Annotated in this window: 17 protein-coding genes; 8 read left to right on the top strand and 9 right to left on the bottom strand. The window is 46.2% G+C overall.

Annotation, left to right across the window (positions count from 1 at the left end):
• The first annotated feature begins 98 nt into the window (after positions 1-98).
• Together WB308_RS08720 and WB308_RS08715 are read left to right on the top strand one after the other, a co-directional pair.
• A complete protein-coding gene (locus WB308_RS08720) occupies positions 99-3,344 on the top strand; it encodes a DUF748 domain-containing protein (RefSeq protein ID WP_424190868.1) in 3,246 nt (1,081 codons plus the stop codon).
• Between the two features lie 62 nt (positions 3,345-3,406).
• Positions 3,407-4,486, top strand: a complete 1,080-nt coding sequence (locus WB308_RS08715; RefSeq protein WP_424190867.1) for a YeiH family protein — start codon at positions 3,407-3,409, stop codon at positions 4,484-4,486.
• A gap of 43 nt (positions 4,487-4,529) precedes the next feature.
• Here WB308_RS08715 and WB308_RS08710 read toward each other — a convergent pair whose 3' ends face one another.
• The 5 genes from WB308_RS08710 to tig all read right to left on the bottom strand — a co-directional run bounded on the left by WB308_RS08710 (position 4,530) and on the right by tig (position 9,595).
• Positions 4,530-6,038 (bottom strand): YifB family Mg chelatase-like AAA ATPase, encoded by a 1,509-nt coding sequence (locus WB308_RS08710; protein WP_424190866.1) that lies wholly within the window; start codon positions 6,036-6,038, stop codon positions 4,530-4,532.
• Between the two features lie 91 nt (positions 6,039-6,129).
• Entirely contained in the window at positions 6,130-6,645 is a 516-nt protein-coding gene (gene def, locus WB308_RS08705) for a peptide deformylase (RefSeq protein ID WP_424190865.1), read from the bottom strand.
• 7 nt (positions 6,646-6,652) lie between these two features.
• A complete protein-coding gene (locus tag WB308_RS08700) occupies positions 6,653-7,693 on the bottom strand; it encodes a GGDEF domain-containing protein (RefSeq protein WP_424190864.1) in 1,041 nt (346 codons plus the stop codon).
• Between the two features lie 4 nt (positions 7,694-7,697).
• Entirely contained in the window at positions 7,698-8,294 is a 597-nt protein-coding gene (clpP, locus tag WB308_RS08695) for an ATP-dependent Clp endopeptidase proteolytic subunit ClpP (protein ID WP_424190863.1), read from the bottom strand.
• Positions 8,294-9,595 (bottom strand): trigger factor, encoded by a 1,302-nt coding sequence (gene tig, locus WB308_RS08690; RefSeq protein ID WP_424190862.1) that lies wholly within the window; start codon positions 9,593-9,595, stop codon positions 8,294-8,296. The genes clpP and tig overlap by 1 nt, the downstream gene beginning before the upstream one ends.
• Before the next feature lie 153 nt (positions 9,596-9,748).
• Here tig and folE point away from each other — a divergent pair, with 153 nt between their 5' ends.
• The 4 genes from folE (at position 9,749) to WB308_RS08670 (ending at position 12,541) form a co-directional block, all read left to right on the top strand.
• Positions 9,749-10,336: a GTP cyclohydrolase I FolE gene (gene folE / locus WB308_RS08685; RefSeq protein ID WP_424190861.1), complete on the top strand. Its 588-nt coding sequence runs from the start codon at positions 9,749-9,751 to the stop codon at positions 10,334-10,336.
• 3 nt (positions 10,337-10,339) lie between these two features.
• Complete coding sequence (gene fliI, locus WB308_RS08680; protein ID WP_424190860.1) at positions 10,340-11,644, top strand: flagellar protein export ATPase FliI; 1,305 nt, start codon at positions 10,340-10,342, stop codon at positions 11,642-11,644.
• 62 nt (positions 11,645-11,706) lie between these two features.
• Positions 11,707-12,036 carry a hypothetical protein gene (locus tag WB308_RS08675; RefSeq protein ID WP_424190859.1) on the top strand — a complete coding sequence of 110 codons (330 nt, stop codon included), beginning with the start codon at positions 11,707-11,709 and terminating at the stop codon, positions 12,034-12,036.
• 1 nt (position 12,037) lies between these two features.
• Positions 12,038-12,541, top strand: coding sequence for a hypothetical protein (locus WB308_RS08670; RefSeq protein ID WP_424190858.1), 504 nt, complete (start codon positions 12,038-12,040; stop codon positions 12,539-12,541).
• 24 nt (positions 12,542-12,565) lie between these two features.
• Here the strand turns inward: WB308_RS08670 and traF are convergent, their stop codons facing one another.
• A complete protein-coding gene (traF, locus tag WB308_RS08665) occupies positions 12,566-13,867 on the bottom strand; it encodes a conjugal transfer protein TraF (protein ID WP_424190857.1) in 1,302 nt (433 codons plus the stop codon).
• A 262-nt stretch (positions 13,868-14,129) separates the two neighbouring features.
• Between traF and WB308_RS08660 the strand changes: the two genes are divergently transcribed.
• Positions 14,130-15,344, top strand: coding sequence for a NifS family cysteine desulfurase (locus tag WB308_RS08660; protein ID WP_424190856.1), 1,215 nt, complete (start codon positions 14,130-14,132; stop codon positions 15,342-15,344).
• A gap of 11 nt (positions 15,345-15,355) precedes the next feature.
• Positions 15,356-16,330 (top strand): iron-sulfur cluster assembly scaffold protein, encoded by a 975-nt coding sequence (locus WB308_RS08655; RefSeq protein ID WP_424190855.1) that lies wholly within the window; start codon positions 15,356-15,358, stop codon positions 16,328-16,330.
• Between the two features lie 264 nt (positions 16,331-16,594).
• Here the strand turns inward: WB308_RS08655 and WB308_RS08650 are convergent, their stop codons facing one another.
• From WB308_RS08650 to rnc, 3 genes are read right to left on the bottom strand one after another with little or no spacing between them, the layout of a single operon-like run.
• Entirely contained in the window at positions 16,595-18,061 is a 1,467-nt protein-coding gene (locus tag WB308_RS08650; protein WP_424190854.1) for a PhoH family protein, read from the bottom strand.
• Positions 18,062-18,106: 45 nt separating this feature from the next.
• Positions 18,107-19,180: a chorismate synthase gene (gene aroC, locus WB308_RS08645; protein ID WP_424190853.1), complete on the bottom strand. Its 1,074-nt coding sequence runs from the start codon at positions 19,178-19,180 to the stop codon at positions 18,107-18,109.
• The gene (gene rnc, locus WB308_RS08640) at positions 19,177-19,857 is read right to left on the bottom strand and encodes a ribonuclease III (protein ID WP_424190852.1); all 681 of its coding nucleotides are present in this window, start codon (positions 19,855-19,857) and stop codon (positions 19,177-19,179) included. The genes aroC and rnc overlap by 4 nt, the downstream gene beginning before the upstream one ends.
• Positions 19,858-19,915: the final 58 nt, after the last annotated feature.

Here is a 19,915-nt window from a genome sequence, read left to right as displayed (position 1 = left end):
CTACCTACCTGTGGTTAAAAATGGTCACGATTATGGCACATTTCACCTAAAAAGAATTTAACTATGATAAAATGAAAAGAGTTTTTGAAGGGGGTGTAATGATGAAAAGAGGGGTAATACTGAAATCGTTGGCGGCGGTGGCCATGATTTACAGTATAGCAGGTTTTTTCGGAGTCCCCTACATCCTTAAGCATAGTGTTCCTGAACGTATTTCCGAAGCAACGAATGGGGGGAAATTTACGGTTGAATCGGCCTCATTTAACCCTTTTACGTTTCATCTTGCTCTGAAAAAAGTGTCGTTTAAAACGCCTGAAAGCAAGGATTTGTTTGCACTTCAACGATTGTCAATCAATGTGGACCCTACGGGCTATCTGTGGCGAGGAGGATGGGTTATCCGGGAGATTTCGCTAACGGAACCCAACATTACGGTTTACCGCGATGCAGAAGGTGATTTCAATTTCAAATGGCTTACCGAACTGGGGGGAGATGAGAAGGAGGAAGAAAAATCTTCGGAGCCTTTAAAACTGATTATTAGCCATTTTGCTCTTAAAAACGGAAAAATAAACTACCGTGATTATGCCGAGGGAAAAGCGTATTCTCTGGACTTGGGGCCGATCGGATTTAATCTCGATAACATCGATTTGCGGAATCTCTCCAGTGCGGAAGGGAAGATGCGGCTGTATGCGACTATCAACGAGGGGGGATTCATTGATCTGAGCGGAAAAATCGATTCCCTTTCTCCTCTTGTTCTGAGTGGTAATGTGGCATTTGATTCGGGGAAACTCTATACTCCGTGGCGCTATTTTAAAGAGAAGTTTCCGATCGAGGTCGCGGATGGAAAGGCGGCGTTTGGATTTGATTACCGGTTTGAGGGGAGCGATGTGAACGGTACCGAGCTTACCAATCTCCATTTCGAGACGGATAAGCTTCGTATTATCCCCAAAGGGGAAAAGCGCAATTTGTTAACGATGGAGTCGCTTCGTCTCCATCAAGGAAGCGTACAGCCGATGCGGAAGATTTTTAACGCTGAATCCCTTACCCTCAACGGAATCAATCTTTCCGCACAGCGCTCCCGTGAAGGGATAATCGACTGGGTAACTTACATCGAAGCCATCCAAAAAGCCTTCCCTGAAGATGAAAATGAGACAAAAGAACCGTGGAAGTTTACCCTGGGAAAGGTAGCCGTAAAGAATGTCGGGGTGCAGTGGAGCGATAATGCCCCGCGTGAGCCGTATCGAGCAAGCTTAAATAACGTACGCATTCATACGGGAGCCCTCAGTAGTGATGAAAGAGCCTTACTGAACCTCTCTATGTCAACCGATACGCTTCGTGTAACCCGACAGAGGGATGAGGGGTTAGTGGCAGGATTGGAAGGGATCGGTGTAGAGGGGGTTGAAATAGATCGTGCCGGGAAATTTGCACAGGTGAACAAGCTTTCTTTTGTTCAGCCGACGGCAGCGCTGAAACGGTTGCAAAACGAATCGATCGATCTGTCACGATACGTGTACGCACCGGCGGGTAAAACAGAGTCCTCTTCGGAAGCTCCGTGGGGATACCGTGTCGAAGAGATTGATGTGAGTAACGGCACGGTAGCCTTTGTGGATGAGGTTCCTAAAAAAAAGGTATTGGTGAATCTCGATCAGCTGAATCTCAACTTTCGCGGATATGAGAACAATCCGGCGGTCAAAAATCATCTTACCTTTTCTTCTCGGGTCAACCAAAAAAGTACCGTTGAGGTGAACGGGGCTGTGGTACGCGCTCCTCTAAGCAGCAAGGGGAGTATACAGATCAAAAATTTGGATGTTGCGTTGGCCGATCCGTATATCGAGCCGAGTACTTACGCCTCTTTGCGTCGAGGGGAACTTTCACTCTCGGCGGAGTATGATTATAACCCCTCCCGAACGGGAGTAAAAGGGAAAATAGCCCTCAGCGACTGGGTTGTGAACGATACCCGCGATAATTCGGTATTGCTTGGATGGGAAAAGATCGGAGCCACTCCCTTTGTCTATGCTTATCCCGACAATAGGCTTAAAATCAATCAGTTGACGATCGATGGATTCTACACCAATGCCCACATCGATGCCAAAAAAGTCCTTAATTACTCCACGTTGAGTAAAAAAAAGGGAAGCGAGTCAAATACCACCCAATCCAGCGGAAACCCTTTTGGGATGGATATCGTTAAGCTCCTCTTGCGAGACAGTAGTGCGACGTTCAGCGATTTGTCTTTACCGCTGCCGTTTAAGAGTTACATTCACGACTTAAAGGGGTCTGTGCTGGGGATTTCGACCACGAAAGATGTGACGACGTTTGTGAAACTTCGCGGAGGGGTCGATCAGTACGGATTGGCAAAAATCGACGGTTCTCTGAATACGAAAGATCCCAAAAAATTTACCGATATCAAAGTGGCATTTGATAATCTTGAACTCAAACACTATACCCCGTATTCTTTCCATTTTTTGGGATACAAAATCGACGGGGGAAAACTCTTTTTGGATCTGGGATATAAGATCGAGGGAGGGAAGCTGAACGGGGCGAATCAGGTCGTTATCAAACAGATCGAACTGGGCGCTGAAAAAGAGGGGGGCTCACCGTGGCCGATGCGGTTTGTTGTGGCATTGATCGAAGACAGTGACGGTATCATTGATATCGACCTTCCCATCGAGGGGGATGTGAATAACCCCGAGTTCAAATATGGAAAAGTGGTATGGCAGGTGATCGGAAACCTCTTTACCAAAGCCGTTACCTCTCCGTTTAGATTGCTCGGCTCTTTAATGGGGATAGAGAGCGATCAACTCGCTGCAATCGATTTTGAGGCGGGATCCTCGACCCTTTTGCCGCCTCAGATTGAAAAGCTTGATAATATTGCCACAATGCTCTCCAAGCGTCCTAAACTCTCGTTGAACGTTTACGGTGGATGGGATGAGGTGAGTGATACGTACGCCCTGAAAGGACGTAAGCTTGTCCAAGCGGCACTCAAGCGGAATAAAGATCTCAAAATCGACTCCCCTCAGGCGATGAGCGTGGAGCTTTTGGAGGATATGGCCGAAGAGGCGATCGAGAAAAAAGAGCGTAAAGCGTTAAAAGCGTCACTCGAAGAACGGTATCCCGAAGAGGCGGCCTTTGTCCGTCATTACTCCGCAGCGCTTATCGATAAACTGATCCCGCTTCAGCCGCTGACTCCGCAGGAACTTCAGGCATTGGCACAGCAGCGTGGCGAGATGATCCGAAATTATCTCCTTAAATCTCCGGAATTGGAAAAACGGGTCATCGTCAAGGGTATTGAAGCGATCAAGGAGACAAAAAATAATGAGATTCCGGCTCGACTGGAGTTAGTTGTTCCGTAGGTGGTTTTGAGATTTTTGTGATTCGTCCTATAATATCATAATTATTTTAGATAGGAGAATTGATGCCATTTTCACCTCAGAAGCGTGCCGGTACCCTTAACGGTATCCTTTTTGTTGCCATATTTGCCGCAGCAGCGACCATGATCGCCGATCTATCGCTCATCAAAAATTTAGGGATTTCACCGCTGGTAGTAGGGATTGTGTTGGGTATTTTTTATGCCAATACCCTCCATAATAAGTTTCCCTCGGCATGGGAGAGCGGGATTACCTTTTCCGGTAAAAAAATCCTCCGTTTTGCGATTGTTTTTTACGGTTTTCGTATCACGTTTCAGCAAATTGCCGAAGTAGGAATGGAGGGGTTTATGGTATCCTTGATCATGCTCTCGACGACCTTTATCCTCGGAACGTATTTGGGACAAAAGATTTTTAAAATGGATCGTGATACCTCAATGCTTACTGCATCGGGGGCATCGGTGTGCGGTGCTGCGGCGGTTTTGGCAACCGAACCGGTATTAAAAAGCGAAGAGCACAAAGCGGCAATCGCTGTTTCGATGGTCGTATTGTTCGGAACCATTGCGATGTTCTTGTATCCGGCACTTTACAGTGCAGGGGTATTTGCAGGGATGGACGATCGAACATTCGGTATTTTTGTCGGCGGAACGATTCATGAAGTAGCGCAGGTCGTTGCGGTCGGCGGAGCGTATGGCAAAGAGGCCGCAGATGCGGCGGTAATCGTTAAGATGACCCGCGTTATTATGATTGCGCCGATGCTTATCGTTTTGGGAATCTATCTCTCGTACGTGGCGAAGAAAAGCGGAACGGCAGGCGGCGGTGTCAAGCTTGTGATTCCGTGGTTTGCTGTCTATTTTATCGGTATGGCAGGGGTTAACTCATTGCTCACACAATACAGTTTGCAACATGCGGGAGAGAGCCTTTCTACCTTCATTGCTTCTGCCGTTGAAAATATCAATCTTATTGATACATTCTTGCTGACGATGGCGATGACCGCTTTGGGGATGGGAACGCGCTTTGCCAAATTCAAAGGGCTTGGATTGGCTCCCCTCTATACGGCTGGAGCGATGTTTGCATGGCTTTTGATCGGTGGATACTTTATTACGACATGGGTGGTAGTGACGTTTTAATAGTGTATTTTCTTTTCTTGTCACCAAGAAAAGAAAACAACCCTTATCTCTTCCGATAACTCAGCGCCTCCAATAAATGACCTTTCCCTATATCAACAGCCCCCTCGATATCGGCAATCGTACGTGCTACTTTTAACACACGACTCACCGCTCGAAACGACAAACTGAACCTCCCGATAGCCTGATCGATCACCTGTTGTGATTCAGGGGTTAGGGGGCAATATTGAGATATTTCCGCATCACTGAGTGCACCGTTGAGTCGTATCTGTCCCCGCTCTTTTTGACGTAAAAAAGCCTCTCGTACTTTTTTATGAAGTTGATGCGAATTGACACTCGGTTTGTCTTCTGCATTCACGGCGTGCATTTGCACGTACAGATCGATACGGTCCAAAAAGGGATCAGATAGGCGTGATTTGTATCGATTGATCTCCAAATCACTGCATCTGCAGGCAGTTGTAGTACTAAAAAGATTGCCGCAAGGGCAGGGATTCATAGCGGCGACAAATAAAAAATTAGCGTCATAGGTCACTTTGGTATTAACTCGCGAGATGCGTATATGGCGATCTTCGAGAGGTTCTCGAAGTGCTTCGAGGACCGGTTTGGAAAAATGGGGGAGCTCATCGAAAAAGAGTATCCCACCGTGTGCCAATCCTACCTCGCCAATTTGGGCTTTGTGAGTTCCTCCTCCAAAAATACTTGCTCCGGTAGTGGAGTGATGTGGGGAGCGAAACGGGCGTTCAGGGGTAAATGAAGGTTCTTTTCCCTCCAAAATTTCCAGTTTGGCACACTCTAACATTTCATCATTATGCAAGGGGGGCATTATGTGTACCAGCCGCTTTGCAATCATTGATTTGCCTGATCCCGGAGAGCCTTCCAGTAATAAATTATGCATTCCTGCTGCTGCAATCAAGGCTGAGCGTTTGGCGTTTTCTTGCCCTTTGATATCGATAAAATCAAGCGGATAGTGCTCATGGAAATAGTAACTTTTTTCATCATGGACGATGGTGTTAAAATCAAAGGTACTAATGTGCGCTTTTGATTCGGGAAGCTCTTCAGCACGGAGGAGATTGAGAGTATCGGTAAGCGTATTAACACCGTAAAAGGTGATATTAGGAATTTTAGAGAGTTTTGGAAGACTGACAGAGGGAACAATCGCACGGCTAATAGTACCTTGATTGGCCAACGAGAGGATGATAGGATAGAGGAGGGTGTTTTCGGTAACGCTCCCATCCAATCCCAGTTCCCCGAACACAAACCACTCCGATAAATCTCCCTCATAATTCCCCAAGGCGATAAGAGCGGCGATGGGGAGATCGAAGTGCGAACCCTCTTTACGCAAATCACTGGGGGCAAGATTGACGGTGAGACGTTTGGGAGGAAAGGTGAAACCGTTGCTGAGCAGGGCTGATTTTACCCGCTCTTTTGACTCCGTAATGGCCGTATTGGCCATCCCGACAATGGTAAATGCGGGTAAACCTTTGGTTGCCGTGAATTGCACTTCAACGGTTTTGGCATCGATACCCTCAAACGTGGCACATAGTAATTGTTTCATGACAATAGTCCAAAATATTATTTAACGATTATTGTATCAAGAATGGGGCTTAAAAAAACAAATATTGCAAGATGCAATATTTAAGGGAGAGTTATTTTTTCTCTTTGAGGGCTTTTTTGTACTCTTTTTCGAATTTCTTGCGACGATTGTAGGTGAGCTTTTCAATGAAGAGTTTCCCTTCCAAATGGTCGATTTCATGTTGGATAGCGATGGCGAGTAGTTCATTTGCCTCAAGCGAGCAGGACTCACCGTGACGGTTCTGGTAGTGCAGGGTGAGGGTTTCATACCGTTCTACATCTTCATAGAACCCAGGAACGCTGAGGCACCCCTCTTGATACATGACGCTCCCTTTTGGGGCGTGAATCACAGGGTTGATGATTTCGATAAGATTCTCTTTGGTTTGATTCCCTTCATCATCCGGGATACAGAGAATCAAAACACGGATGGGATTGGCCACTTGAATCGCGGCTAAACCGATGCCGTTGGAACTCATCATGGTTTCATACATATCGTCCAAAAAGCGATGAAGCAAGTCGTCGAAATTGACGACTTCAAGCGAACGGGTTTTGAGTTGTTTGTTAGGATAGGTGATAATCGGGAGAATCATAGGAACCTTACGGATTGCAAACCATATAGCGAACTGCGGGTGTTGCGTCTGCTTCTTCCATTGCGTTGAGTGTGCCATCGAGCGTTTGTTCCACTCCGATCGATGCTTGGAGCTCAGCAACACCGATGGCGATACGAAGTTGAATTTCCTTTTCGGCCAGGAAAAAATTACTGGTGGCTACAAGGTCGAAAAGACGCTCAGAGGCTTTTTTGGCACTTTCAATGTCAGTATGTTTAAGTACCATGGCAAAAATACCCTCCCCGTAATGGGCGACAATATCGCTGCGGCGAGAGGTTTTGAGCAACAGTCTGGCTACGGTACGGACCATGAGCTGCTGAGCCTTTTCACTCTGTATTGTATTGGCAGTCTCTTTGGAAAGACGGACCACGATAAGGGAGCTTTTGTGTTTAAACTCATCGATTAGATTGCGCTCTTGTTCAAGCTTGGCTAGAAGGTAGCGTTTATTGTAAACACCGTATTGATTATCGAAAATGGTTTCATTCTCAACCTGCTTGACGATCGTAGCGGTCTCATCATAAATACTTTTCATATGGGTTACTTGTTTTTTCAAGATACCGCTGAGTTTGCCGACGTCGTTGCCCAGTGAAGCGATGAGATCATTTGCCCCTGAGAGGGAGGGGATATTTTTGATATCTTCACGCCGTTTATCGAGTATTTTTTCCATCAATGAGATGTTTTTGTACAAGGTAGCACTGAGCTGCAAAATACTTTTAACGGAAGAGAACCCCTGTTTGAGGGTTTTTTCAAGCTCGATGCTTTTTTCGTCTTGATTGTCCTCTTCAAGCTCCAGAATTGAGCCGATTTGACGCCGAAGGCTTTCACTTTTATCTTCTAAAATACGATCAAAATAGAGAGAAAAATTATTGGGGGTAGGGGGAAGATTGTCCGAAATCAGGGCAGTCAGCACCTCTTTTGCAAAGATTTCAAGATCACTGGTAGGGTCACCGAGTGATCCGGCGCTGATAAAGCCCTCCTCTTCGGTGCTTTTTTGGCGCTGTGAGCGTTTTGGATCACCGAAATTCGCCATAATTTTACTTCTCTTCTTTTTCTTTTTGTACTAATACTTCGTCAATGATACCATAGGTTACCGCTTCAGCGGCAGACATAAAGTTATCACGATCCGTATCTTTTTCCAATTTTTTGACACTTTGACCACAGTTCTTCGCCAAAATTTCGTTGAGTTCCGCTTTCATCCGCAAAATCTCTTTGGCTTGAATCTCGATGTCGGTTGCCTGCCCCTGAGCACCGCCGAGAGGTTGATGAATCATGATCCGTGCATGAGGGAGAGCGTATCGTTTTCCCTTGGTTCCGGAACTGAGCAAAAATGCCCCCATCGATGCGGCTTGACCGATACAGATGGTACAAACGTCGGGGCGGATGTAGTTCATCGTATCATAAATCGCCATTCCTGAGGTGATCACACCTCCCGGAGAGTTGATGTAGAAATAGATATCTTTTTGAGGATCTTCCGCTTCTAAAAAGAGTAATTGTGCTACGATCGAAGAGGCAACCGCATCATTGACCTCTCCGCTAAGCATGATGATACGGTCTTTGAGTAGACGCGAATAGATGTCATACGAACGCTCGCCCCGCCCCGTTTTTTCAATGACGTAAGGGATGTAGCTCATTACGCCTCTTTGATTTTGTCGTTAAGCAATTTGCTCAACACGCGATCTTCGATCATCGCCATTTGGATTGCCGGGAGGTAACCTGATTCCTGGTAATGTTTGTAGACGGCTGCAGGATCTTGTCCCATTTGCATTGCTTCGAAGTAGATGGTTTGCATCAACTCTTGCTCGTTAACGATAATATTTTCTGCTTTTGCCAATGCATCAACGATAAAAGTTGCTTTAACGGCGCGGCATGCGTCATCACGGAATGTTTCGCGCATTGCTTTGACTTGCTCTGCGTCGTTGCGGAGCTCTTCGAGTTCCGCTTCGCTCAAATCACGCGCTTTTTTATTGAGAGCCATATCCATCTCTTGCTCAACGATGAATTCCGGAAGATCGATGGTGAATGCAGAGACAAACGCTTCCATCAGATTTGGTTTGAGTTCGTCGTTATATAGTGCACTCATCGCTTCGCTTTGGAGCTGCTCTTTAACTTTCTCTTTGAGCATATCGACGTTGGCATCCTCAAATCCAGGAAGCATTTTTTTCGCGAGTTCATCGTCGATGGTTACCGCTTCTTTGGCTTGGATCGCGTGAATTTTTACTTTGAACTGTGCCGGTTTGCCTGCTAGTTTCGCTCCGCCGTAGTTTTCAGGGAAAGTGACATCGATGGTTTTTTCTTCATCTTTCTTCATTCCGATCACTTGATCTTCGAATCCCGGGATGAATTGGCCGCTGCCCAAACGGAGAGAGAAATTTTCTGCTTTCCCACCTTCAAACGCTTCGCCATCTACAAACCCTTCAAAGTCAAGAAGAGCGGTATCGCCACTTACAAGTGCACGATCTTCGTCTACGTTAACCAACGGAGCTTGTGCGCTTGCCAACTCTTCGATACGCGCGGTGATGGCTGCGTCATCGATTGAGGGTTTTGCAACTTCAGGAACCATTGCCGCATAATCTCCAAGTTCGATGGCAGGACGGGTAGCGATGATGACTTCAACATCGATGCCGTTGTCGTTTTTCTCAAATTTAGCGATTTGAGGCTCTCCGATCAATGCGTCAGCTGCGATTGCCATCTCCTGAAGACCCGCGCTTAAAAGATCGCGCAATGCTTGTGCTTCGGCATCTTGAATCAAACGTTCACCGTATTGTTTTTTGACTGCACTTACAGGTACTTTACCTTTACGGAAGCCGGCAATTTTTGCCTCTTTGGAAAGTTGGTTGGCGATTTTTTCGATGTTAGAATCGATCGTTCCGCGTGTAATAGCCGCGTTGATTTTCGCGTTGGCTGAGTCAATTTTGTTCGTAGTAATTTGCATTGAATCCCTTTTGTTGACGTCTCGTATTAGACTAAATGGTGGCAATAATATCCAAAAAGGGTTAATGCTACGCTGAATTAAAATAAAAGCAAAGTAATGATAGAGTAATAGAGATAGTTTAACAACACAATATTTTTAACGATGAGAGTGCCGATGTCAAAAGAAAATGAGCAGCAAAACTTTGAAGAAGCGGTTAAAACAATGATCCGCTACGTCGGTGAAGACGTGAATCGAGAAGGGTTGGAAAAAACTCCAAGCCGTGTTTTGAAAGCGTATGAGTTTATGTTCGGCGGTTACAAAGAAGATCCTCAGACTATTTTGAATTCGGCTATGTTCGCGAGTAGCAATGATGAGATGGTACTGATTAAAGACATCGAATTTTACTCCACCTGTGAACACCATCTTCTCCCGATTATCGGACGTGCTCATGTAGCCTATATTCCCGATGGAAAAGTGGTGGGACTCTCTAAAATCCCCCGTGTTGTTGATGTGTTTGCACGACGGATGCAGATTCAAGAACAGTTAACCGAACAGATTGCCGATGCGTTGATGGAAGCGGTTTCTCCCAAAGGGGTAGCGGTTGTTATTCAGGCACGCCATATGTGTATGGAGATGCGGGGTGTGGAGAAGATCAGCTCTACAACAACCTCAAGTGCACTGCGCGGATTATTTAAACGCGATGAGAAGACACGGATGGAGTTTTTTAGCCTCATCAACTCTTCTACCGGTAACCGTTACTAGGTCATGCCATTAAAAGCATTGCGTAGCCGCTTGGGGGTTGAAAAACTCACAACGGTATTTGGTACCGTAACCAAAATAAGTCCTACCGTGATTGTTGCCGAAGGGTTGCATGTGAGCATCGGCGATACGGTGTTGATGGTGTCTGAACTCAGCGGTACGGAGGCGCTGGGGATGGTGAGCGAGGTGGAACGCAACCGTTTTTTTATCACCCCGTTTCGGTTTGTGGAAGGATTCCGTGCCGGCGACAAAGTCTATCCGAACCAAAGCGGAATGATGATCGAGGTGGGTCAAGGCTTACTGGGGCGGGTAGTCGATCCGTTTATGAATCCCATTGACGGCAAAGGCCCCATCGCGGGTACTCATCTCGAATCCATTATCAAAGCCCCCATTGCGGCGATGAAGCGGGGAATGATCGATGAGCCTTTCAGCGTCGGGGTAAAAACGATCGACGGATTGCTCACCTGCGGAAAAGGGCAAAAACTCGGCATTTTTGCCGGTAGCGGTGTGGGGAAATCAACCTTGATGGGGATGATTGTCCGCGGTGCGGATGCTCCCATCAAGGTAGTTGCCCTCATCGGGGAACGGGGACGGGAAGTTCCCGAATTCATCGAAAAAAGTCTCGGCGGCAATTTGGAGAATACCGTCCTTGTCGTCGCAACCAGCGATGATTCGCCGTTGATGCGTAAATACGGGGCGTTCAGCGCGATGAGTGTGGCGGAGTATTTTAAAGCTCAAGGTCAGGATGTCCTCTTTATGATGGATTCGGTGACCCGTTTTGCGATGGCGCAGCGTGAAATCGGTCTCGCCCTCGGTGAACCGCCAACCTCAAAAGGGTATCCTCCCTCTTCGCTCACCTTGCTGCCGCAACTGATGGAGCGTGCGGGAAAAGAGGAGGGGAACGGCTCGATCACCGCTTTTTTTACCGTCCTGGTCGAAGGGGATGATTTGAGCGATCCAATTGCCGATCAGTCCCGCTCTATTTTGGACGGTCACATCGTTTTGTCACGCGAACTGACCGATTTTGGAATTTATCCTCCGATCCATATCCTCAACTCCGCTTCACGGGTCATGAACGACATTATCACTCCCGAGCACCTTCTTGCCGTTCGTCATTTTCGCCGTCTTTATACACTTCTAAAAGAGAATGAGATGTTGATCCGTATCGGAGCGTATGTGAAAGGGACCGACAAAGAGCTGGACGAAGCGATTGCTAAAAAAGGGCAGATGGAGGCATTTTTGTCTCAAGAAGCGATGAGTAACACTCATTTTCAAGAGTGTATTGATCAGATGATAGAATTGATGAAATAAAAAAAAACGATATAATACATAGAGAATCAGGGGATTCGATTAAATTTTTTCAAGGAGTGAGGATGATAAAAAAGGTTGTGTCGGTTGGAATTGTAGCCGCTGTATTAGTAGGATGCGGTGCTAAAGAACAGCCTCCCTTGGCAGATGTAATGGGTAACTCGTATCAGATTACGAATGATATGAATCAAAGTGCGGTGAACGCTATTATGCCTATGAAACCGACAAGCATGCAAAGAATCAACAATGAAGAGATTTGGAAGTATGAAGGGGATGTTTGTGATGCCAAGACGGAGAATCGTACCTATCATAATCTAATTATTAAATTTGTTGACGGAAAAGTAAAACATATAGGAACGTTTAGTTGTAAATTACCTGTTGTTGCGGAGAAGTAATATGAAAAAGATAGTATTGCTTTGCGTTCTTTTTTTAAGTGGTGCGATGGCTGAACCTGCATCGAATGGTATCAATCAGGGAAATGCAAGTTACAAACAAAGAGATGTAATGTGTAGTTTGGATGAGCTCTTTGAAGGGCTTAAAAAAACGCTCATGCAGTCAAATATGAATGTGGTTACGGTTACGAAAGAAAATGGGGTCTTGACCGCAAAAGGGGATCAGTATAATGAAGAAACTATTACAGAAATAACGGTTTCCTTATCTTTTAAAGCGCTGGATGCCAATACCTCTACCGTTGCTATGATCGCAAGTTACAATGTAATGGAAAAGAAATCAAATACGGGTCAGCTCGGGTTTGCAGGGATTAGTCTACCGATACCGGTTCCTTTGACGGGTCGCTACGCAATGGTCGGAAGTGGGAACATTGATGATAGTACCTGGTACCAAGGTTTTTACAACAGTCTGGATAAAGTTTTATTTGAAGAAAAAATGAAGGCTCTTTAAAGAGCCTTCATTCCCCTAACTGATTTAGAAAGCCGATGAAATAGCGAAGTTTACCATCGCTTGTTTCGGATAAGAACTTCCATCAATTTCTCCTGATTTACTTGACATTTGTGCTGAGAGCTCGAAGTGAAGCCAATCAGGCCCTGTTGCAAGGCCGGCAGTGTAGATTACCCCTGCTTCGTCATTGGAGGCAATGTTTTTCATCAAACCGATATTTAGCTCCAGTGCGCTGAGATCGAAATTTGCTCCACCGCCGATATAGCGGGTGTTGTACCCAACAAGGGACTCATTCTCAGTGAGATCTACATCCATCGCGAGTTCTGCCCACTCGTTAAATTTGTATGCACCGCCGGCACGAACCGCGGGTTTAATCTCATATTCTCCACCACCGATTTTATCGAAAGAGGGGGTATTGAGGTTTTTACCTACCAATGCGAGAGTTAACTCTTGTGAAAATTCAGGTTTGAAGGCAAGACCCAAATCGATACCGAAGCTTGAAGAGTCAACAGCATTGTCGTTGATATTATCCAGGGCGTTATCATCATCAAGCGCAACGCTTTTATAGAATGTTTTACCCTTCATATATTTGAGTGCTCCCCCAACAGAAAGTGAACCGTATTCTGTATTAAAAGCATGTCCATAAGCAAGCGGAATCTCAAAAACCGCGAGACCTACGATATCGACGTTGGTGGTTTTATTAGTATTGGATTCATCCACTGCAGCGTAATAAAGAGAAGATGCTTGATAATCAGTGGTGGTTAAATAGACAGGATTGAGAGGATCGAAAGTAAGAATGTTAATATATTGACCAGGAGTTGATGTCTCGAAAATCAAATCTGTGTGGGTTTGATCGACATTGGCTATTCCACCAATATCGGACGTACCAAATAGTCCTGTTCCAAAGGAGCCGAATGAAATGGCTAAATCAGCGGTAGGATTGACTTGAAATCCTGTACCATCCATCCCGAGAATAATATCTCGTGCTTGGGTGAGCGTATCGATTTGTTCTGTGGTAGCATTTTGAGCATTCCCATCAACCAAATCGGATACACCAGAAAAATCAAGATCGCTCAAATCACCAACGGCTTTTCCGGCTCCCGTATCTTTAAGTCCGATTCCAGCACCGAGGTGGATACTGAATTTTTCAGGGTTATTCGCCAAAAGGGCAGGGTTGTTGTACGCTGCAAGCGATGAGGGAGAAGTAGCGATACCGGCTCCCCCCATAGAGGCTGCTTTGGCTCCTAATACCTGAAACTCCATACCGGAGGAGAGGGTTGCGACACACGCGGACGCGACGAATGAGAGAAGGATTTTGGATGAAGGCATGATTTTCCTTATAGTGATATCGTTTTATATAAAAACTAAAAAAAATATTTTAACGATTAATAGGTATTTCTTGAATTAAAAAATAATTTTTTTAACAAAAAAATGTAAAATACAGTCAATCTAGACTAAAGTATGAGTATTCTTAAACCGGCCTAAATATAAAAAACCCTTAAGGTTACTATAACATCGTTTGCACTATTATCCCAAAAATCAAACAAGACTAATTTAGTCTTTTATTAGAAACCCTTTTCAGGAGCATGAAATGCAAGTCTATTTGGACAACAACGCGACAACGATGGTCGATCCAGCCGTCGTAGAGGCAATGGTCCCTTTTTTCAGTGAGATTTACGGGAACCCGAACTCGCTCCACCGCTTTGGTACTGCATCGCATCCTGCGATCACCAGAGCAATCAATCAGATGTATAAAGCGATCAATGCCAGTGATAAAGATGACATTATCTTTACCTCGTGTGCAACCGAGTCGAACAACTGGGTTCTGAAATCGGTATGGGTCGATAAAATCCTCAACGGTGATAAGAACCACATCGTTACGACGGAAATTGAACATCCATCCGTTCTTTCAACCTGCAAATTTCTCGAAGAGCAAGGGGTCAAAGTTACCTATCTTCCCGTAAATGATCAAGGGATTGTTGAAGCGCATACTCTGCGCAGTTTTATTACCGAAAAAACGGCACTCGTGTCGGTTATGTGGGCAAACAATGAAACCGGAATGATTTTCCCGATTAAAGAGATCGGCGAAATCTGTAAAGAAAAAGGGGTCCTTTTCCACACCGACGGTGTTCAAGCGGTGGGTAAAATCCCCGTCGATATGCAGGACGTTCATGTTGACTTTATGTCAATGTCTGCCCATAAATTTCACGGCCCTAAGGGGATCGGAGCCCTTTATATCCGAAATTCCCAAGAACTTTCGCCATTGCTCAATGGGGGAGAACATATGGGGGGACGCCGTTCAGGTACATTGAATGTCCCTTATATCGTCGGTATGGGGAAAGCAATCGAACTGGCAACGGAGAATATCGAAGAGAAAATGGCGTCGATCCGTGCCAAACGTGACCGTTTGGAAGATGCCCTTCTTGCAGGGCTTAGCGATGTTATGGTGGTAGGAAATCGTAATAACCGTACCCCGAACACTATTTTGATTTCGATTCGCGGTGTTGAGGGTGAGGGGATGCTATGGGATCTGAACAATGCTCTCATCGGTGCTTCTACGGGATCGGCGTGTGCATCTGAAGACCTCGAAGCCAATACGGTCATGCTGGCGATCGGTGCTGATAATGAGTTGGCCCACACAGGGATTCGTTTGAGTTTAAGCCGTTTCACGACCGATGAAGAGATCGATTACGTCATTGAGCGGTTTGAATCGGCAGTCAAGCGTTTGCGTTCGATTTCAAGTTCGTACGCAATCGTACAACCTACAGCAGGTGGTGAAGCAACCGCCTGTGGAATACATTATTAAAGGATTCTACTATGGCAAAAAATGATTTATTAGGCGGATCTCTTTGGGATCAGTACTCCAATAAAGTTACAACATTGATGAACAATCCTCATAACCAAGGGGAAATCACCGAGGAAGAGTGCACAGCATCAGGACACAAGCTGATCGTTGCCGATTTCGGTGCGGAGAGCTGCGGTGATGCGGTTCGTTTGTACTGGGCGGTTGACCCCGTGAGCGATACGATTGTCAAATCGAAATTTAAAAGTTTCGGATGCGGTACGGCAATTGCCAGTTCGGATATGATGGCAGAGCTTTGTATCGGTAAAAAAGTACAAGAAGCCGTTAAAATCACCAATATCGATGTTGAGATGGCACTTCGCGACGATCCGGAAACTCCTGCGGTTCCGCCTCAGAAAATGCACTGTTCTGTTATGGCGTACGACGTCATCAAAAAAGCGGCGGGATTGTATCTCGGTGTCGACGAGTCGAGTTTTGAAGATGAGATCATTGTGTGTGAATGTGCGCGCGTGAGCCTTGGAACCCTCCGTGAGGTTATTAAACTCAATGACCTTAAAACCATCGAACAGGTGACCGATTATACGAAAGCGGGCGGTTTTTGTAAATCGTGTATCAAACCGGGCGGTCATGAAGCGCGTGAGTACTATCTTGTCGATATTTTGGCCGATGTCCGCCGTGAGATGGATGAAGAGAAAATGCGCTCAGCGGCCGATGCCGGAGCGCATGGTGATTTCGAAGCGATGACATTGGTTCAGAAAATCAAAGCGATTGACAGCGTCGTTGATGAATCAATCCGCCAGTTTTTGATTATGGACGGCGGTAATATGGAAGTTATCGATATTAAAGATTCACCGGATTATATCGATGTTTATATTCGCTATTTAGGTGCGTGTAACGGCTGTGCGAGTTCAAGTACGGGGACGTTGTACGCAATCGAAGCAACGCTGAAAGAAAAACTGTCACAAAAAATCCGCGTATTGCCGATCTAATTTCTTCTTTGTCCTTTTCTTTTTAGAAAAGAAAAGAACGAAAAGAAAATCGCCCTCACACCAGAACGCTGGCGGTACGCGTTTGCCCTACGGCACGCGACCTTGCTCTTGGTGTGGTGTGAGGGCACAATATTTTATTTCATAAACAAATCTCCGTGATCCAAACTCTAGAGCCGCTCCGTTGGCAGTAGTGCCGAGAGGAACGAGCGTTCTTGGATCACGGTATGATCTTTTGCTACTTTTCTGACTAAACAGAAAAGTAAGTTAGAAATTCTTATCAAACCAATCCGCAACCTGACTTCGTATCGTATGCCGTAACTGAATTCCCGCAATAAAATCGTTGTGCTGCGCTTTATTCAGCAGGCTAACCAAGGCATTACGCCGTTTGGAGAGGAACGGGTGATCGATTTGTCCCGGGTCTCCCATCACAACGAGACGGGTTTCATCTCCCATTCGGGTCCCGATCAGCTTGAGCGTTGCGTTGGTCATGTTTTGTGCTTCGTCAATGATAACGAATTTGCGTGAAATCGTTGTTCCCCGCATGTGTGCAATGTCCATCGCCTCAATGTTGTATTTTTTCATAAAAATTTCGGTGGCATTTTCCCGTTTGATCGAGTTGATGTTCCCGGTATATTCAACCCGTGCATCGATCGAACGGCTGCTTTGGTATTCGATGGTAAAGTTGATTGCGGCATATAAAGGGTACATGAAAAAACTCAGCTTCTGCTCTTCGTCCCCTTTTCGAAAACCGAGTTCCGCTTGCGGATCATTGGCCGTGACCGTATTGCGCGCATAGACAATCCCTTCCACGATTCCCTCTTCGACGAGTTCCAACCCCGCTTGGAGAGCAACGAGGGTTTTTCCGGAACCTGTAGAACCGGCTACGACGGTGACATAGTTTTGAGGATGGGTCATCATTGCGTAATAGAATTTCTGCTCCAGATTGAGGGGCCGAACAAGCTCTTCATTGAAATGTTCTCCGAAACGGCGATCGAAGTCACACCACTCGATTTGGTTATTAAAACTAAAGGCATGACGCTGAATCCCTGTTTCATACCTTTCGGAGGTTGTACTCAGTGCTTTCTGGATAAAAGTGATTTGGTCAAAATTGTGATGAACAATATCCGTGGGAAGAGCAGGGGTCTCTTCGTATTCGTAGGTGTAGGTAAAATCGATCTCTTCGGGGGCTTCAACACTGCTGTTTCGGATGCTTTGCGTTTGAATCCCCCGAATCTCCGCGGCAATCCGAAACGACATATCGTTCGTGAGGAGGGTGAGATCATAATCATCGGCAATTTCGCCGATTTTGGCATCGTTGATCCCCTTTGGCTCTGAAAAAGAGCTGCTGATACGATAGTGTTCACGGTGGACGATAAAGAGATCGATAAGATTGGCTTCTCCCCCATGCAAGGAGCGATCAAAATTGAGCGATAGGCGGTAATAACGGTCGTTTTGGCATAAAGAGAGCTCGATCCGCTCTCGTACGCACTGCGGCAGTTCAACCGAGCTGATCGGCTCACCCCATGCCACATCGGCGAGGCGGAAAAACTCGCGGGCCTGAAACCCCGCTTCGGAGCGCATATCGTCTTTTTTGCTGTTGAGTTCGGCTAGGACGATGTTTGTAATGACGACACCGTTTTGGTTTTCGTCACTGATACGGAGGATGTTGGTCGGGTCATCTAAAATTACGGAGGTATCTAAGAGGTAGCAGTTTTGAGTTGTACTCAGCACAAAGAACCCTTTTTATAGGAATTCTCTATGGTAGCAAAAATAATCTTAAGCGTAGTAGTTCTTAATTCCGTTGATAGTCGATCCCATATTGAGGAGCACCATATCGGCAATAACCAATGCCGCCATGGATTCGGCAACAACGGAACCGCGTACGGCGACACAAGGGTCATGCCGCCCTTTGAGGGAGACCTGAACGCTTTCGTTATCGGTAGTGATACTCTCTTGATCGACAAAGATGGAAGGGGTCGGTTTAAAATGGACACGGAGAGTCACGTCGTCCCCGTTGCTCATCCCCCCTAAAATCCCCCCCGAATGATTTGTTTTAAATCCATAGGGAGTAATCGGATCGTTGTTTTGGCTTGCATAGAGTTCAGCACTGTGAATCCCCTCGCCGATCTCGACCGCTTTGACGGCATTGATCCCCATCATCGCTTCGGCGAGAACCGCATCGAGTTTGTAATACAATCCCTCACCCAGTCCGATAGGAAGATTGGAAATCTTAATTGTCGCTACCCCGCCGACCGAGTCGTGTCCGTTTTTAGCTTCTAAAATCGCCGCTTTCTGTGCCTCTTCGACATTTTTATCCAGAGCATAGATAGGACTTTGTGGGGGATAGGTAAAGTCGAGAGTCTGGGCTTCGATACCGTGGATAGCGCTGATACCACTGTGAAACGAAATCCCGAGCTGTGAGAGCATCAGTTTCGCCACCGCTCCGCCGGCAACGCGCGCGGCTGTTTCACGTGCGGATGAGCGTCCGCCCCCGCGGTAATCGCGAAGACCGTATTTGTGAAAATAGGTAAAATCGGCATGCCCCGGGCGAAAAATATCTTTGACATTGGAGTAGTCGCCGCTTTTTTGATCGGTGTTGTAAATGACCATCATAATCGGAGTTCCGGTACTGAGCCCTTCGAATACACCGCTGAGGATTTCGACTTTGTCAGCTTCTTTACGCGCCGTTGCAAACTCGTTTTGTCCCGGTTTGCGGCGGTCGAGTTCGCTTTGGATATAATCTTCGTCGATCACGAGTCCTGCGGGGACGCCATCAAGGACGCATCCGATCGCTTTTCCGTGGGATTCACCGAATGTGGTGATCGTAAAGCGTTCTCCGAACCGATTCATTTGAGCTCCTTGCTTAACATCTCCAATGCGATTTGTGCCGCTTCCTGCTGGGCTTGTTTTTTACTTTTTCCCTGCGCGGAAGCGTACCGTTTGCCGTCGATAATGACGGCCACTTCAAACTCTTTTTTATGGTCAGGGCCGTGGGCGGCGATGAGCTGATATTCGGGAGTTGTTCCGTAATGGGCTTGAGTAAGTTCCTGCAGTGAAGTTTTGTAATCTTTAAAAAGGGAATCCAGAGAAATGTCCGGATGGACGTGTTCAAGAAGGGTAATGGTGATCTCTTGGACTTTCTGCAAACCCGTTTCGAGATAAATCGCCCCCATGACCGCCTCAAATGCGTTGGAGAGGAGCGAGCTTTTGGTTCGGCCGCTGTTATTCTCTTCGGCATTGGAGAGATAGATATGGTCGCCGAGTTTGAGATGGATAGCCAATGAGGTAAATCCCCCCTCGTTAACGAGGGAGGCACGCATTTTGGAGAGTTTTCCCTCATCAAAGTTGCGAAATTTTTTGTATAGGTATTCACCGACGATGAGATCGAGTACCGCATCTCCCAAAAACTCAAGGCGCTCATTATTGTAGGGCTGTTTGTAGCTTTTATGCGTCAGCGCTTCAATAAGGAGCTCTTTGTTTTTAAAGGTGTACCCCAAACGTTCTTGCAGGGCTTCTAAGTTGTTCATTTTTCTGCCTTATCCTTTTGTATGAATATTTCCGTTCGCTCCGATCGTATTGCCGCGA

Origin of the sequence: Sulfuricurvum sp., assembly GCF_049587615.1 — a bacterium.
In the GTDB taxonomy this organism is placed as follows: domain Bacteria; phylum Campylobacterota; class Campylobacteria; order Campylobacterales; family Sulfurimonadaceae; genus Sulfuricurvum.
Note: the sequence above shows the minus strand (reverse complement) of the source record. Positions and strands in the feature narration are given on the sequence as shown.